Source organism: Streptomyces sp. NPDC058864, assembly GCF_042742985.1.
In the GTDB taxonomy this organism is placed as follows: Bacteria; Actinomycetota; Actinomycetes; order Streptomycetales; family Streptomycetaceae; genus Actinacidiphila.
In genome coordinates this window covers 29,751-45,227 of the sequence record NZ_JBHYMQ010000037.1, presented here as the reverse complement: position 1 = coordinate 45,227, position 15,477 = coordinate 29,751, and the positions used below count along the sequence as shown (strand labels likewise).

Annotated in this window: 12 protein-coding genes; 8 read left to right on the top strand and 4 right to left on the bottom strand. The window is 75.8% G+C overall.

Annotated elements, in window-relative coordinates:
- The first annotated feature begins 116 nt into the window (after positions 1 to 116).
- Entirely contained in the window at positions 117 to 1,034 is a 918-nt protein-coding gene (locus tag ACFW3D_RS25495) for a 5'-3' exonuclease (protein WP_500507468.1), read from the top strand.
- Here ACFW3D_RS25495 and ACFW3D_RS25490 read toward each other — a convergent pair.
- Positions 1,003 to 1,581: a cytochrome P450 gene (locus ACFW3D_RS25490; protein WP_500507426.1), complete on the bottom strand. Its 579-nt coding sequence runs from the start codon at positions 1,579 to 1,581 to the stop codon at positions 1,003 to 1,005. The genes ACFW3D_RS25495 and ACFW3D_RS25490 overlap by 32 nt on opposite strands.
- Positions 1,582 to 1,746: 165 nt before the next feature.
- On the opposite strand from ACFW3D_RS25490, the gene ACFW3D_RS25485 reads away from it, so the two are divergent.
- From ACFW3D_RS25485 to ACFW3D_RS25475, 3 genes are all read left to right on the top strand, one after another.
- Positions 1,747 to 2,604 carry a siderophore-interacting protein gene (locus ACFW3D_RS25485; protein WP_500507424.1) on the top strand — a complete coding sequence of 286 codons (858 nt, stop codon included), beginning with the start codon at positions 1,747 to 1,749 and terminating at the stop codon, positions 2,602 to 2,604.
- A 332-nt stretch (positions 2,605 to 2,936) separates the two neighbouring features.
- Positions 2,937 to 4,505 (top strand): amino acid permease, encoded by a 1,569-nt coding sequence (locus ACFW3D_RS25480; protein ID WP_500507422.1) that lies wholly within the window; start codon positions 2,937 to 2,939, stop codon positions 4,503 to 4,505.
- 119 nt (positions 4,506 to 4,624) lie between these two features.
- The gene (locus ACFW3D_RS25475) at positions 4,625 to 4,852 is read left to right on the top strand and encodes a DUF6011 domain-containing protein (RefSeq protein ID WP_500507420.1); all 228 of its coding nucleotides are present in this window, start codon (positions 4,625 to 4,627) and stop codon (positions 4,850 to 4,852) included.
- Between the two features lie 227 nt (positions 4,853 to 5,079).
- Here the strand turns inward: ACFW3D_RS25475 and ACFW3D_RS25470 are convergent, their stop codons facing one another.
- Positions 5,080 to 5,757 (bottom strand): TetR/AcrR family transcriptional regulator, encoded by a 678-nt coding sequence (locus tag ACFW3D_RS25470; protein ID WP_500507418.1) that lies wholly within the window; start codon positions 5,755 to 5,757, stop codon positions 5,080 to 5,082.
- A 170-nt stretch (positions 5,758 to 5,927) separates the two neighbouring features.
- On the opposite strand from ACFW3D_RS25470, the gene ACFW3D_RS25465 reads away from it, so the two are divergent.
- The 4 genes from ACFW3D_RS25465 (at position 5,928) to ACFW3D_RS25450 (ending at position 12,752) form a co-directional block, all read left to right on the top strand.
- Positions 5,928 to 6,758 carry an urea amidolyase associated protein UAAP1 gene (locus tag ACFW3D_RS25465; protein ID WP_500507416.1) on the top strand — a complete coding sequence of 277 codons (831 nt, stop codon included), beginning with the start codon at positions 5,928 to 5,930 and terminating at the stop codon, positions 6,756 to 6,758.
- Entirely contained in the window at positions 6,755 to 7,363 is a 609-nt protein-coding gene (locus ACFW3D_RS25460) for an urea amidolyase associated protein UAAP2 (RefSeq protein ID WP_500507414.1), read from the top strand. The genes ACFW3D_RS25465 and ACFW3D_RS25460 overlap by 4 nt, the downstream gene beginning before the upstream one ends.
- Positions 7,360 to 10,941, top strand: coding sequence for an urea carboxylase (gene uca, locus ACFW3D_RS25455; protein WP_500507412.1), 3,582 nt, complete (start codon positions 7,360 to 7,362; stop codon positions 10,939 to 10,941). Before ACFW3D_RS25460 ends, uca begins: the two co-directional genes overlap by 4 nt.
- 161 nt (positions 10,942 to 11,102) lie before the next feature.
- Positions 11,103 to 12,752 (top strand): allophanate hydrolase, encoded by a 1,650-nt coding sequence (locus tag ACFW3D_RS25450; RefSeq protein ID WP_500507410.1) that lies wholly within the window; start codon positions 11,103 to 11,105, stop codon positions 12,750 to 12,752.
- A gap of 21 nt (positions 12,753 to 12,773) precedes the next feature.
- On the opposite strand, the gene ACFW3D_RS25445 is transcribed toward ACFW3D_RS25450, so the two are convergent.
- Together ACFW3D_RS25445 and ACFW3D_RS25440 are read right to left on the bottom strand one after the other, a co-directional pair.
- A complete protein-coding gene (locus tag ACFW3D_RS25445) occupies positions 12,774 to 13,751 on the bottom strand; it encodes a hypothetical protein (RefSeq protein ID WP_500507408.1) in 978 nt (325 codons plus the stop codon).
- Complete coding sequence (locus ACFW3D_RS25440; RefSeq protein WP_500507406.1) at positions 13,748 to 15,082, bottom strand: M48 family metalloprotease; 1,335 nt, start codon at positions 15,080 to 15,082, stop codon at positions 13,748 to 13,750. Before ACFW3D_RS25440 ends, ACFW3D_RS25445 begins: the two co-directional genes overlap by 4 nt.
- Positions 15,083 to 15,477 lie beyond the last annotated feature (395 nt).

Here is a 15,477-nt window from a genome sequence, read left to right as displayed (position 1 = left end):
CCGCTCCGGGTCGGCGGCTGCCCCGGCCCGAGCGGAGCAAACCGTTCCGTGACGGAGGTCACGGCGGCCGGGGTGTCGGCGGCGTGCGGCATCATCGGCATGTGACTCGACGCCTGATGCTCCTGGACACCGCCAGCCTCTACTTCCGCGCGTACTTCGGCGTGCCCGACTCGGTGCGCGCGCCGGACGGCACGCCGGTCAACGCCGTGCGCGGGCTGCTGGACTTCATCGCCCGCCTGGTCGCCGACCACTCCCCCGACGACCTGGTGGCCTGCATGGACGCGGACTGGCGGCCGCAGTGGCGGGTGGACCTGATCCCCTCGTACAAGGCGCACCGCGTCGCCGAGGAGGTGCCCGGCGGCTCGGACGTCGAGGAGGTCCCGGACACCCTCTCACCCCAGGTCCCGGTGATCGAGGCGGTGCTGGACGCACTGGGCATCGCCCGGGTGGGCGTCGCCGGGTACGAGGCGGACGACGTGATCGGCACCCTGACGGGTCTGGCGCAGGGTCCGGTGGACATCGTCACGGGCGACCGCGACCTGTTCCAGCTGGTGGACGACGCCCGCGGGGTGCGGGTGCTGTACCCGGTCAAGGGCGTCGGCTCGCTCGACGTGGTGGACGAGGCCTGGCTGCGCGCCAAGTACGGTGTGGACGGCCCCGGTTACGCGGACCTGGCGCTGCTGCGCGGGGACCCGAGCGACGGCCTGCCGGGCGTGCCGGGCATCGGGGAGAAGACGGCGGCGAAGCTGCTGGAGGCGTACGGCGACCTGGCGGGGATCATGGCCGCCGCCCACGACCCCGCCTCGAAGGTCACCCCGGCGCAGCGCAAGCGGCTGCAGGAGGCGGGGGATTACGTGGCCGTCGCTCCGAAGGTCGTCCGGGTGGCCTCGGACGTGCCGCTGCCGGAGTTCACCCCGGAGCTGCCGCGTGAGCCGCGCCGGCCCGGGGAACTGGCGGCGCTGGCCGAGCGCTGGGGGCTGGGCGGCTCGCTGCAGCGCCTGCTCAGCGTGCTGGGGCCGGAACGGGCCGGGTGACGGCGAGCACGTCGCGGTCGGGCCGGAGGGTGGGGCCGACGGTCGGGTGGATCTCCTCGTCGCCGGTGTCGAGGTGGAAGCGGCTGCCGAGGGTGGCCGGCACGATCACCGCCTCGACCATGGTGAAGCGCGCCCCGAGGCAGGCCCGGGTGCCCCCGCCGAACGGGAACCAGGTGTGGTCGTTGATCGCCTCTGGAGCCCCGTCCAGCCGGCGCTCGGGGCGGGACTCCTCCGGCTCCGGCCACCTGCGCGGATCGCGGTGGGTGGCCCAGGGGCTGATCCAGACCTGGGTGCCGGGCGGGACGGGCTCCCCGCCGAGGGTGGCGCCCTCCTCGGCGACGGCCAGGTCGAGCCAGACCGTGGGCCGCATGCGCCGGGTCTCCTTCACGACGGCCTCGGTCCGGCGCAGCCGCGCGTAGTCGTCGAGGCCGGGGGTGCGGCCGCCGAGCACCCGGTCCAGTTCCCCGGTCAGCGCCTCGCGCGCCCCCGGGTTGCGGGACAGCAGGTACCAGGCCCAGGTGACGGTGGTGGCGGTGTCGGAACCCATGTGCGGCGGCCCCCCGGGTAGCGTCTGATCGCGTCCGTCCCATCGAAATCGCAGAACGACGGATCGGAACCGGCCTTCGAAGATCTCGTGATCTTTCCGGGACCGGGCTGCGCAGGACGGCACAGATGGGTTAGGCTTGCCTAACTTGATGCGAGGAGTGTGCTCATGGCAGACCGTCCGGTGCGCAGGAAGCCGCAGCTCAACCGCGCGCGGGTGCAGCACGTGGAACGGCTGACCCCGCACATGATCCGCGTGGTGCTCGGCGGCGAGGGTCTCACGGGCTTCCCCGTGGGCGAGTACAGCGACCACTACATCAAGCTGCTCTTCCCGGCCGAGGGCGTGCGCTACCCCGAGCCGTTCGACATCCAGCGGATCCGCGCCGACTTCCCCCGCGACCAGTGGCCGCGCATCCGGACGTACACGGTGCGCCGGTGGAACGCGGAGGCGCGCGAGCTGACCGTCGACTTCGTCCTCCACGGCGACGAGGGCCTGGCCGGCCCGTGGGCCGCGCGCGTCCAGCCCGGCGAGGAGGTGCTCTTCCTCGGCCCCGGCGGTGCCTACGCTCCCGACCCCGCCGCCGACTGGCATCTGTTCGTGGGCGACGAGAGCGCTCTGCCGGCGATCGCCGCCTCCTTGGAGCGGCTGCCCGAGGGCGCTCCGGCCCGGGTGTTCGTCGAGGTCTCCGGCCCGGAGGAGGAGCAGAAGCTCTCCACGCCCGGTGACGCCGAGGTCGTCTGGGTGCACCGCGGCTCCGGCCGGGTGGGAGAGGCCCTGGTCCCGCTCGTGGAAAGCCTGGAGTTCCCGCCGGGCGACGTGCATGCCTTCGTCCACGGGGAGGCGGCCTTCGTGAAGCGGCTCCGTCGTCTGCTGCGGGTCGAACTCGGCGTACCGCGCGAGCGGCTGTCGATCTCGGGCTACTGGCGCACCGGTCACGACGAGGACGGCTGGCAGGCCTCCAAGCCGGAGTGGAACCGCCGCATCGAGGAGGAGCAGGAGACGCCCCCGCGGGCACTCGCCTCCTGAGCTCGGCTGCGTACGCACGAGGCGTGACCCCGCGGCGGGGTCACGCCTCGTCGTCGTTCCGGCCCGGCCCCGGACGGACTCCCGGTACGAGCGGAAGGCGCGGGCCGACAGACGGACCGCGGCCACCGCGACCAGCGGCAGCGCGCCGCCACGGGTGAGCACGCCGCCCCGCTCGAGGCGGTCCACCGCCGCCGAACGGCCCGCGCCCGGCGTCCGGGACGTCGGCGGCGGTGAGCACCTTGGAGCGTCGCGGACATGAACGTGACACGGGGGCGAAATGGACCACCTCTAATTTCTGTCACCCGACAGGAATCCAGCGACAGGGGTCCGCCATGACCACCACCGCACCGTCCGCGCCCTCCGCTCCCCCGCCGCCCCCGCCGGCCTCCGACGACGGCACCCTCGCCGGCTTCGGCTACCGCCAGGAACTGCACCGCAGCATGGGCCGCTACGCCTCCTTCGCCGCGGGCTTCTCCTTCATCTCCGTCCTGACGACCGTCTTCCAGTTCTTCGCCTTCGGCTTCTCCTTCGGCGGCGCCGCCTTCTTCTGGACCTGGCCCGCGGTACTCGCCGGGCAACTGCTGGTCGCCGCCTGCTTCGCCGAACTCGCCGCCCGGTACCCGCTGTCCGGGGCGATCTATCAGTGGTCGACCCGGCTCAGCACACCCACGTGGGGCTGGTTCGCCGGGTGGATCATGGTGATCGGCCAGGTGGTGGTGGTGGCCGCCGCCGCGCTCGCCCTGCAGGTCGTCCTGCCAGCGATCTGGTCGGGTTTCCAGGTCCTCGGCGGCGATCCGGCGCCCACCACCGCGACCGGGGCGGCCAACGCGGCGCTGCTCGGCGTGGTGCTGCTGGCCCTCACGACCGTGGTCAACACCCTCGACAACCGGGTCATGTCGGCCGTCAACCGCGTCGGCGTCACCGCGGAGATCATCGGCGCGGGCCTCATCGTCGTCCTGCTGTTCACGCACGCCGAGCGCGGCCCGGGCGTCACCCTGCACACCGGCGGCCAGGGCGGCGCCGTCGGCGCGCTCCTCGTCGGCTCCTTCACCGCCGCGTACGTCCTCATCGGCTTCGACAGCGCCGGCGAGATGAGCGAGGAGACCCGCGCGCCGCGCCGCACCGCCCCGCGCACCATCCTCAGCGCCCTCGCCGCGGCCGGCGCTCTCGGCGGACTGCTCCTGCTCGGCGGACTGCTCGCCGCCCCGAGCCTCACCGACGGGCGGCTCGCGACGGAGGGCCTGAGCTACGTCCTCACCAGCAGCCTCGGCGCGGGCGTCGGGAAGGCCCTGCTCGCCGACGTCGCCGTCGCCATCGCGGTGGCCACGCTCGCCATCCAGACCGCCGGCACCCGCATGCTCTTCTCCATGGCCCGCGACGGCGTCCTCCCGTTCTCCGCCCGCCTGTCCCGGGTCTCGCCCCGTACCGGCATGCCCGTCGCGCCCGCGCTCGTCGTCGGCGTCGCGGCGGCCGCGCTGTGCCTGCTCAACCTCCTCTCCCCGGACGCCTTCCTGGCCATCGGCACCACCTGCATCGCCATGCTGTACCTGGCCTACGCCATGGTCACCGGCCCGATGCTGCTGCGCCGCCTGCGCGGCGACCGCTTCGGGGCGGGCGGGACGGACGAGCGCGGCCGGCCGCTGTTCTCCCTCGGCCGCTGGGGCCTGCCCGTCAACGCGCTGGCCCTGCTCTACGGGCTGGCCATGACCGTCAACCTCGCCTGGCCGCGGGCCGCGGTCTACGACCCGGCGGGCGGGCACTGGTACTTCCAGTGGTTCACCGTGCTGTTCCTGCTGAGCAGCGTAGGCGCGGGGGTCGCGTGGCGGCTGCTGAGGGCGCGTCCGGAGCGCCCGGCGGAGAACGCCCGCCTCACGGAGACCGTGCCGGAACCGACCTCGTAGTACCGGCAGTTCGACAGCACGACGCCCCTCCCCGTCTCGACCTCGGGGAGGGGCGTGCGGCACCAGTGTGGCACCGGCCTCCGACAACGGCCGGCGCCCGGCGCTGCCACACTGGCCGCATGGCCGTACCCGCACCCGAGCCGTCGCCCCTGCCCGGCCTGTCCCCCGACGGGCAGCCACCGCAGGAGCGCCCCGTCGTCCTCTGCGCCGACTGCCACCGGCCCCTCACCGCGCACGACGCCCGGCTGTGGGGCCGGGGCCGCGGCTGCCGGCGGAAACACGGACTCGACACGGCACCACGGATCGGGCGATTCGACGTCGAGCAGGAGCAGTTGCCGGGGACGTGAGCACCCCGGTGCCCCCGCCGGCCCGACACGGCGCCGGCGACGGCCACCGGCAGGAGCGGCCACAGCGGCCGCACAGAAGGCACTTGCGGTCCTCGGCGGCCGCCCGAGGCCGGCCTTCGACGGTGGACCCGCCCGACCTTCGCCTCGAACAGCCGCAGCCTCTGCACCCGCGTCGACCCGCACGACCCGCACGACGGCTCACCGGGGACCGACCTCCCGGGGGCGCGTCACACCGCCAGCAGGGCCTCGCCCTCGCGGTGCAGGGCGGCCAGGCCGCCGTCCGGGCAGCCGGCGACGCGCAGCGCCGCGTCGGCGGTCGCGGAGGCGAAGGCCGACGCGTCGGGGATCGGGCTGTCGCGCCGGATGAGGATGACGCCCTCGATGAGACCGAAGACGAGGTCGGCGCGGACCGCGAGATCGGCGGCGGGGAGCGCGGCGCCCGGCGCCGTCGCGGCCAGCAGGGCGGCGTAGGCGGCCTTCAGTTCGTCCCGGACGGCGCGGAAAGCGGCGAAGCGCTCGGCGCTGACCTCGGGGAGCAGGTACAGCGCGCCGAGGTTGTGCGGCCCCCCGCACAGCAGGGCGACGTCCGCCCGGCACAGCGCCCACAGCCGGGCCTCGGCGGGGGCGTCCGTGCGGGCGACGAGCGCGTGCGCGAGGTCCAGGGACGGGCGGACGGTGCCCTCCAGGAGGGCGGCGAGGAGGTCCTCCTTGCCGCCGAAGTAGTGGTACATCGACGCCTGCCGCATCCCGGCGCGCTCGGTGACGGCGCGGGTCGTGGTGGCCGCGTAGCCCCGCGTGCTGAACAGTTCGGACGCGGCGGCGAGGAGTTCCTCGCGGGCGGTCAGTCCGCTGTCCGGCCGCGCCTGCGCGCGTGGCCGCCCGACGCGCCGTCCCGTGGTGCTCACTCCCCGATCCTCGCACAGGCGCCCGGCTCCCCGGTTCCGGTCCGGGGCCCCGGGATCACCCGCCGAGCGGGCGTGAGCACCCGGTAACCGCCGGGAAACGCACGGGCAACGGCGCCGAATCCACCGCCCCCTAATTTCTGTCGCACGACAGAAATTGGAGGTGGAACGCCGTGCCGACAGGGACGCCTCACGGAGCCCGGGACCACGCCCGCGCGCAGGAGGGGACGCGGGCGGACGCCATGCCCGTGCTGCCCGCCGCGGACTGGCCGCAGCCGCCGTCCGGTATCGAGCCGCCGGACCTGGTCTGGGCGGAGACCGTGGCGGGGGGCACCTACACGCACAAGGTGCTGGCCCGCGGCACCGAACTGCGGCTCACCGACCTGGCGGGCGACGCCTGCGCCCACCTGCTGCTGTACGTCGCCGACCGCCCCTGGGAGCGGCTCAACACCGCCGACACGGTGAAGGTGCTGTGGAACGCCTACCTCGGCGCGGGTCACCTGCTGCTGTCCGACCAGGGCCGGGTGCTCGCCTCGCTCGTGGCCGACACCGGTGGCCGGCACGACGCCCTCTGCGGCACCTCGACCGCCGTCCGCAACACCGGCCTGTACGGGGACGGTTCGGCGCACGGACCCTCTCCCGCCGGCCGCGAGCTGCTGAAGCTGGCGGCGCTGAAGAACGGCCTGGAGCCGCGCGACCTGCCGCCGTCCGTCTCCTTCTTCCAGGGCGTCCGCGTCGTCGCCGACGGGAAGCTGGAGTTCACCGGCTCCGCGGGCCCCGGGGCGTCCGTCACCCTGCGTGCCGAGCAGCCGCTGACCGTGCTGATCGCGAACGTGCCGCACCCGCTGGACCCGCGGCCGGAGTACGTCTGCACGCCAGTTGAGGTGCTGGCCTGGCGCGCCGCGGCCACCGCGCCCGGGGACCCGTTGTGGGACGCCACCCCCGAGGGCCGCCGCGCCTTCCTCAACACCGCCGACCACCTCACCGCCCGGGGGCTGCAGTGACCAGCGAGACCACCGTCGTCCCCGCCCGCGCGCCCTGGTCCGCGGTGGTCCGCGCCGGGGAGCACCTGACCGTCACCGACCTCGGCGGCAACCAGGCCGTGGACTTCCTGGTGTACGACGCCCACAACACGGCCGTCCGCTACAGCGCGCCGGACACCCTCCAGGCCCAGGGCGGCATCTTCCTGACCACGGGCAGCGTGCTGCTGTCCAACGAGCACACCCCGCTGATGACCGTCGTGGAGGACACCTGCGGCCGCCACGACACCATCGGCGGCGCCTGCTCCAAGGAGTCCAACACCCTGCGCTACGGCCACCACACCTGGTCGCAGCACGCCTGCGTGGAGAACTTCCTCGCCGAGGGCGCGCGGTACGGCCTCGGCAAGCGCGACCTGGTGAGCAACGTCAACTGGTACATGAACGTGCCCGTCGAGCCCGACGGCACCCTCGGCATCGTCGACGGCATCTCCGCCCCCGGGCTCCGGATCGTGCTGCGGGCCGAGACCGACGTCCTCGTCCTGGTCTCCAACTGCCCGCAGGTCAACAACCCCTGCAACGGCTTCGACCCGACCCCGGTCGAGATGACGGTCTCCGGGGGCCGCTCATGACCGGCGCCGTGACCCACGCCGCCTTCGACACCCTCCTCGTCGCCAACCGCGGCGAGATCGCCGTCCGCGTCATCCGCACCGCCCGGCGCATGGGCCTGCGCACGGTCGCCGTCTTCTCCGACCCCGACCGCTCCGCCCCGCACGTACGCCTCGCCGACCACGCCGTGCGGCTCGGCCCGGCCGCGGCCAAGGCCAGCTACCTGGACGTGGACGCCGTCCTGGAGGCCGCACGCGTCACGGGCGCCGGGGCGGTCCACCCCGGCTACGGGTTCCTCTCCGAGGACGCGGACTTCGCGCGCCGCTGCGAGGCCGCCGGCCTGGTCTTCGTCGGGCCGACGCCGGAGCAGCTGGCGCTCTTCGGCACCAAGCACACCGCCCGCGCCGCCGCCGAGGCCGCCGGGGTGCCGCTGCTGCCGGGCACCGGACTGCTGGCGGACCTCGGCTCCGCCCTGGAGGCGGCGCGGGCCCTCGGCTACCCGGTGATGCTCAAGGCCACCGGCGGAGGCGGCGGCATCGGCATGCGGGCCTGCCGCTCCGCCGCCGAACTCACCGAGGCCTGGGAGAGCGTGCGGCGCGTGGCCGCGGCCTCCTTCTCCTCCGCGGGCGTGTTCCTCGAACGCCTGGTGGAGCGGGCCCGCCACGTCGAGGTGCAGGTCTTCGGCGACGGGCGGGGCCGGGTCGTCGACTTCGGCGACCGCGACTGCTCCCTGCAGCGCCGCAACCAGAAGGTCCTGGAGGAGGCCCCCGCACCCGGTCTGCCCGACGCGGTGCGCCTCCGGCTCGCGGACGGCGCCCGCGCCCTGTGCGCCTCCGTCGGCTACCGCTCGGCGGGGACGGTGGAGTACGTGTACGACGCCGCCCGCGACGAGGCGTACTTCCTGGAGGTCAACACCCGCCTGCAGGTGGAGCACCCGGTCACGGAGGAGGTGTACGGCGTCGACCTCGTGGAGTGGATGCTGCGCCTCGCGCAGGGCGACACCGGCGTGGTCACCGAGCCGGGCCCGCCGCGCGGCCACGCCGTGGAGGCCCGCGTCTACGCCGAGGACCCCAGCCGCGGGCACCGGCCCGGCGCGGGCGTGCTGACCGAGGTCGCGTTCCCCGAGGGCGTCCGCGTGGACGCCTGGGTGGAGACCGGGACCGAGGTGACCACCGCGTACGACCCGATGCTCGCCAAGGTCGTCGCGCACGGCACCGACCGCGAGGACGCCCTCGACCGGCTCGCCCGCGCGCTCACCGCGACCCGGGTGGGCGGCATCGAGACCAACCTCGGTCTGCTGCGCGCCGCCGTCGCCGAGCCCGCGCTGCGCGCGGCCGCGCACACCACCGCGACCCTGGAGGGCGTCGCCGACCCGACGCCGCGCGTCGAGGTGCTGCGGCCGGGCACGCTGACCACCGTCCAGGACTGGCCCGGGCGCACCGGGCTCTGGCACGTCGGTGTGCCGCCCTGCGGGCCCATGGACGACCTGTCGTTCCGGCTCGGCAACGAGGCGCTCGGCAACGACGAGGGCGCCCCCGGCCTGGAGTGCACCCTGCTCGGCCCGCGGCTGCGCTTCACGCACGCCACGACCGTCTGCGTCACCGGCGCGCCCGTCGCCGTGACCGTGGACGGACGGCCGGTGCCGCAGTGGGAGCCGGTCACCGTGCCGGCCGGCGGGGAGCTGGACGTACCGGCTCCGCAGGGCCCGGGGCTGCGGACGTACGTGCTGTTCGGCGACGGCGGCCTCGACGTCCCCGCGTACCTGGGCAGCGCGGCCACCTTCACCCTCGGGCGGTTCGGCGGTCACGGCGGCCGGGCGCTGCGCGCCGGGGACGTGCTCCACGGGGGCGGGACCTGCGGCGGCGCGCCCGTGCCCGCGGACCGGCGGCCGGCCTTCACCACCGCGTGGGACGTCGCCGCCGTCGAAGGGCCGCACGCCGCGCCCGAGTTCTTCACCGAGGACGACATCCGCGACTTCTACGCCGCGCGGTGGAAGGTGCACTTCAACTCGGCGCGGACCGGCGTCCGCCTGGTCGGGCCCAAACCGCGCTGGGCCCGCGCCGACGGCGGCGAGGCGGGGCTGCACCCGTCCAACATCCACGACACCCCGTACGCGGTCGGCGCCGTCGACTACACCGGTGACATGCCCGTGCTGCTCGGCCCGGACGGGCCCTCGCTGGGCGGCTTCGTGTGCCCGGCGACCGTCGTCACCGGCCAGCGCTGGAAGCTGGGGCAGCTCCGTCCTGGCGACACCGTACGGTTCGTGCCGGTCACCGAGGACACGGCGGCCGCCCTGCGGCACTCCCCCGCTCGCGCTCCGCGCGCCTCGCGGCCCGTGCTCGGCGACGGCGGCGTCCTCGGACGCCTTACCGAGGGCGAGGGCCGCCCGTCGGTGACGTACCGGCGCAGCGGCGACGACAACCTGCTGATCGAGTACGGGCCGATGCAGCTCGACCTCGCCCTGCGGATGCGCGTCCACGCCCTCGCGGAGCACCTGGCCGCCGCCGGACTGCCGGGGGTCGTCGACCTCACACCGGGCATCCGCTCGCTCCAGGTGCACGTCGACCCGGACGTGCTGTCCACGGCCAAGCTGCTGGACTGCGTGCGCGAGGCGGAGGGCCAGCTGCCGCCCGCCGAGCGGCTGGTGGTGCCCAGCCGCACCGTCCACCTGCCGCTGTCCTGGGACGACCCCGCCACGCGCGAGGCCATCGCCCGCTACATGGCGGGGGTACGGGACGACGCGCCCTGGTGCCCCTGGAACATCGAGTTCATCCGCCGGGTCAACGGGCTGGAGACGGTGGAGGACGTCCGGCGCACCGTCTTCGACGCGGAGTACCTGGTGCTGGGGCTCGGCGACGTCTACCTGGGCGCGCCCGTCGCGACCCCGCTCGACCCGCGGCACCGGCTGGTGACCACGAAGTACAACCCGGCACGGACCTGGACCGCGGAGAACTCCGTCGGCATCGGTGGCGCCTACCTGTGTGTGTACGGCATGGAGGGGCCCGGCGGCTACCAGTTCGTGGGCCGCACCGTCCAGGTCTGGGGGCGGGGCGCGACGGCCGGGCCGCGGCCGTGGCTGCTGCGGTTCTTCGACCGGATCAGGTGGTATCCGGTCGAGGCCGGGGAACTGCTGGAGATGCGGGCCGACATGGCCGCGGGGCGTCTGGAACTGCAGGTGGAGGAGGGTGAGTTCGCCCTTGCCGAACACCAGCGCTTCCTCGACGCCAACGCCGCCTCCATCGCCGCCTTCCGGACCCGCCAGGCGGCCGCGTTCGCCGCCGAGCGGGACGCGTGGGAGGCGGCCGGGGAGTTCGCCCGCGCGGAGGCGGCCGTGTCCCCGGCGGTCGGCGCGGACACGGCCGGTGTCGCGGTGCCCGAGGGCGGCAGCGCGGTCGAGGCGCAGTTCCCGGCGTCGGTGTGGCAGGTCGCGGTCCGTCCGGGTGACCGGGTACGGGCCGGGCAGCGACTGCTGGCGCTGGAGGCGATGAAGATGGAGTCCCTGGTCGAGGCCCCCGTGGACGGCGTCGTGGACGCGGTCCTGGTCACCCCGGGGGACCAGATCGACGCCGGCACCGTGCTGGTCACGCTGCGCCCGGTGTAGCCCGCCCCCGCGGCGCCCGACTCCGGTGTCCGCCCCACCGCCATCCGCCGCACCGCATCCGCCGCACCCACCTCGCCCCGGCCACCCACCCCCCTGATCCCGCCACCGTCCCGGGTAGGGGGTGGCGGGCCGGGAAGACACCCGTAAAGGAGAACCGACACATGCCCACTCCGACCCCCTCCGGCACTCCCGCCCTCGACCGGGTCCGGGCCGCCTACGCGCGCATTGCCGAGGTGGACCGCCCCGAGGTGTGGATCACGCTGCGGCCGCAGGCGGACGTGGAGGCGGAGGCCGCCGCCCTCGACGCCGCGGACCCGCTGCCGCTCGCCGGGACGGTGGTCGCCGTCAAGGGCAACATCGACGTCTCGGGGCTGCCCACCACCGCCGGGTGCCCGGCGTACGCGTACGAACCGGACGCCGACGCACCTGCCGTGGCGCGCCTGCGCGCCGCGGGCGCGGTGGTGATCGGGACGACGAACCTGGACCAGTTCGCGACGGGCCTGGTGGGCACCAGGAGCCCGTACGGGGCAGTGCGCAACGCGCACGACCCGGCACGGGTCAGCGGCGGTTCGAGTTCGGGCTCGGCCGTCGCCGTGGCGCTCGGGATCGTGGACATCGCCCTCGGCACGGACACGGCGGGATCGGGGCGGGTGCCCGCCGCGTTCAACGGGATCGTGGGGATCAAGCCGACCCGGGGGCTGGTGCCGACGCAGGGTGTGGTGCCCGCCTGCGCGAGCCTGGACTGCGTCACGGTGTTCGCCCGCACGCTCCCGGAGGCGGAGCGGGCGCTGGGCGTCGTCGCCGACGTGCCGCAGGCAGCGCCGCCCGCCCGCCGCCCGGGGCCGTGGCGCGTGGCGGTGCCGCCCCTGGAGCAGCTCGGCGAGCTCGACCCGGGATGGGCGGAGGCGTTCTCGTGGACGGCCGGACGCCTGGCGGCCGCGGGCGTGGAGTTGCGCCCCGTGGACCTGACGCCGTTCTCCGCCGCGGCAGCGCTGCTCTACGAGGGCGCGTTCGTGGCGGAGCGCTACACCGCCGTGGGCGGATTCATCGACGAACACACCGGGAGCGCGGACCTGGACCCGACCGTCGCAGGCATCATCACCGCCGCCCGCGACGTCCCCGCGCACCGCCTCCTCGCCGACCGCGAGCGGCTGGCCGAGCTCACGGACCGTGCCATGGCCGCACTCGGCGACGCCGACGCGCTGCTGCTGCCGACGGCCCCCGGGCACCCCACTCTCGCGGAGGTCGCCGCCGACCCGGTCGGGGCCAACGCCCGCCTGGGCCGATTCACCAACTCCGCGAACCTCCTGGACATGTGCGGGGTCGCGGTCCCCGCCGGCGAGGTCGGCGGCCTGCCGTTCGGGGTGATGCTGCTGGGCCGGGCCCGCACCGAGGAGCGCCAGAGCGCCATCGCGGGCCTGCTGCGCCCCACCGTCCCCTTCACGGTCGTCGGGGCCCATCTGTCCGGCCAGCCGCTCAACGGCGAACTGCGCTCCCTGGGCGCCCGGTTGCTCCGTACGACCACGACCGCCGCCGAGTACCGGCTGTACGCCCTGCCGACGACGCCGCCCAAGCCCGGCCTGGTCCGCGTGCCCCCGGACCAGGGCGCGACCGTGGAGTGCGAGGTGTGGGAGCTCCCCGCCGAGGGCCTCGGCCGGCTCCTCGCCGCGCTCCCCCACCCGATGGCCCTCGGCCCCGTCCGTCTCGTGGACGGCACCACCGTCCCGGGCTTCCTGTGCGAGCCGGCCGCGCCGGCGGGCGCCCGGGACATCACGGAGTACGGCGGCTGGCGGGCGTACCTGGCCGCGTGACCGACGCGCGGTGCCCGCCCCTCAGGGCTGCGGGGCGAACAGGGCCCATGCGGCGAGGACCAGGGCCGCCCCGCTCAGCGCGAACCCGACCGCCGCGACGGGGGTGCCACCGGCCAGCGGGAGGCTCGCCGCGGCGCCCGCGGCCGCACCCAGCACCGCGGCCGCCGCGCCCGGCCGCCACCAGCGGCGGCCGGCCGGCGCCCCGGCACCCGGCGGAAGGACGAACGCGTCCCGCAGATCGGCGCGGACGGTCATGTGCTCGTCGAGAAGCACATGGCGCGGCGCCCGCCGGCGCGGCCGGCCCAGCGGCACGGGGCGCGTGCCGTCCGGCAGTTCGGCCACAGCCGGGCGGCGGCCGCCGCCGCGGAGGGTCACCCCTACGGGACCCGGCAGATCGCCGAGGGCCGGATGCCACATCACCCGCTGCCAGAGCACCACCGGTTCCGGAGCACCGGCGTCCGACAGCGCGAGCCAGGTGGTGTCCGGCTGCCAGGCCACGGCGCGCAACCGTGCGCCGTGGAGCACGGTTGCGGTCATCGGCCGACCGGGAGACCGGGTCGCCCGGCGGAAGCGCAGCCCCCGTACGGCCCAGGCACCGCAGAAGAAGGCAGCGATCAGGCCTGCGAAGGCGACCGGTACCAGGAGGTCGTCCTCGGTCGCCGTCTCGCCCGGGTCGGCCGGGAAGCCGCGCGGGTCCGCCTGTCCGGGGGCGTACGCGACGGGGAACCGGTGTCCGCGGGCGTAGCGACCGGTGGCGTAGACCTCGAAGCGCTGTACGTGCGCCCGCCCGGCGCGGTCGGTCCACCGCACGCGGATGTCCTCCGATGCGCCGATGCCGTCCTCGATCACGAGTCCGTCGGCGACGGCGGTGGCCCGGTCACGGGCGTGGGTGTACGCACGGGCGTGGAGGCCGAGCCAGGCACCGAGCAGCAGGAACCCCACCACGGCGGCGGCCGTGCCCAGCAGGGCGACGCGCAGCGCGGGCCCGGGGCGCCTCACGCCGCCACCCCGGTGGGCGCCGCGGACCGCAGCAGCACCCGTACGGCGCCGGGGTCGCCGCCGTCCACCGTGGCGGCCAGCATGTCGCGGAGGTCCAGGACCGTTCCGTCCGGCGCGGTGACCACGGTGTCCATCCAGCGTCCCGCGAGCCGCCAACCGGACCCGCGCAGGACCGCGGACAGGGCCACCGCCATGGATCCGACGAGCACGGCGCGCGCGGCGGAGGGGCGTTCGGCGCGCGGTACCCACCGCAGTCCCGGCTCGATGCGGCGGGCCAGGCGGGGCCAGTCGCCCTCGGCCACGGCGTCCAGCGCGCCCATGACCGCCTCGGCCGCCGAGCCGGCACCCGTCGCCTCGCGGAGCGGGCCACCGTCGTCCGCCGTACCGGGAGCCCGGCGGCCGTCCGGTCCGAGCAGGCGCACCGGGCGCGGCGCTCCCGGCGGATCGCCGGCGCCGTCGTGTCCCCGCAACCCGGCCAGCTCGCGGACGCACCAGCGCTCCAGCGCCTCGGTGCCGTACAGCGTCACCGGCTCCGTCCCGTCCGGCCCCTCGTCGCCGGCGTCCGGCAGCGCGGCCAGCCGCCGCGCGATCGGGGGATGGCTCGCCAGCCCGTACGGGTCGGCGGCCTCGGACGCCAGGCGGGCGGAGCGCCGCGCCACGTGCGGGTCGCGCAGGACGGCATCGAAGGCGGCGTAGAAGTCCTCGGGGTAGCTGTCGTCCTCCGCGAGTTCCGCGAACCACCGCTCGCCGAGCCCGTGGAACGCCTCGTCGAGCAGGCTCGTACGCTCCAGCGCACCGCGGACCGCCACCACACCCGCGATCCGGACGGATACGGCGTCGGCGGCGAGTTCCGTCTCCCAGGCCCGCTGCCCGGAGGCCCGCAGCAGCGGCGCCACCAGGGGCGTCAGCAGGCCGAGCCGGCCGTCGAGCCGCTCCTGCAGGGCCGCCCTCGCCCGCGTCAGCCACACGGTGCGCCGGTCGCCCACCTCCCGCTCGTGCGCCAGTTCGTGGGCGACGACGGCCGTCAGCTGCGCGCTGGTCATCGTCCGCAGCAGGGGGAGCCCGAGCAGCAGCACGTGGCTGCGGACGCCGGAGACCCTCGCCGGTCCCAGCGCCGCGTTCGGCTCCGGGACGATCCTGACCAGAAGGGGCGCACGGAATCCGATCCGCTCGGCGACGTCCTTGACGAGCGCCGTCAACTCGGGCTGATCGCCGGGCCGCACCGCGCGGCCCGGCAGCGGCGCCCGGCCGGCCGTTCGCATCAGGCCGGACAGCACCCAGAGCGCCAGCAGCCCGGCCCCCGGCCACAGGCCCCACGACAGGAACAGCACCAACGCCCCCCACACGAGAGCCCCACCGATCGACGGCGACCACGCGACGGCCGTCATGGCGACGGCGAGCGCCCACTCAGCCGCAGCGGAGGACCGCCGTCGGCCGGGAGACGTACGGGGGTTCATCGCACTCCAGTCGCACCGCGGATACCGGGTGGATTGTGCCACGGCGCGGTGGCCGGGAAGCATGGGCCCCTGGCGTGGGAGTCCGTCCGGCCCGGGCCGGGGGCCCCCCCCCCACCCGGCGCGGCCCGGCCCGCCCCCCCCCCCCGCCGGGCCCCCACCGGGGGGGACCCCGGCTAGCACAACCCCCGCGCCCCCCCCGGGCCCGTGGCCCGCGCCCCCGCCGCCGCCGGGCCCGCCCCCCGCGCCCAGGGTGGGACCGACCGTGCGCC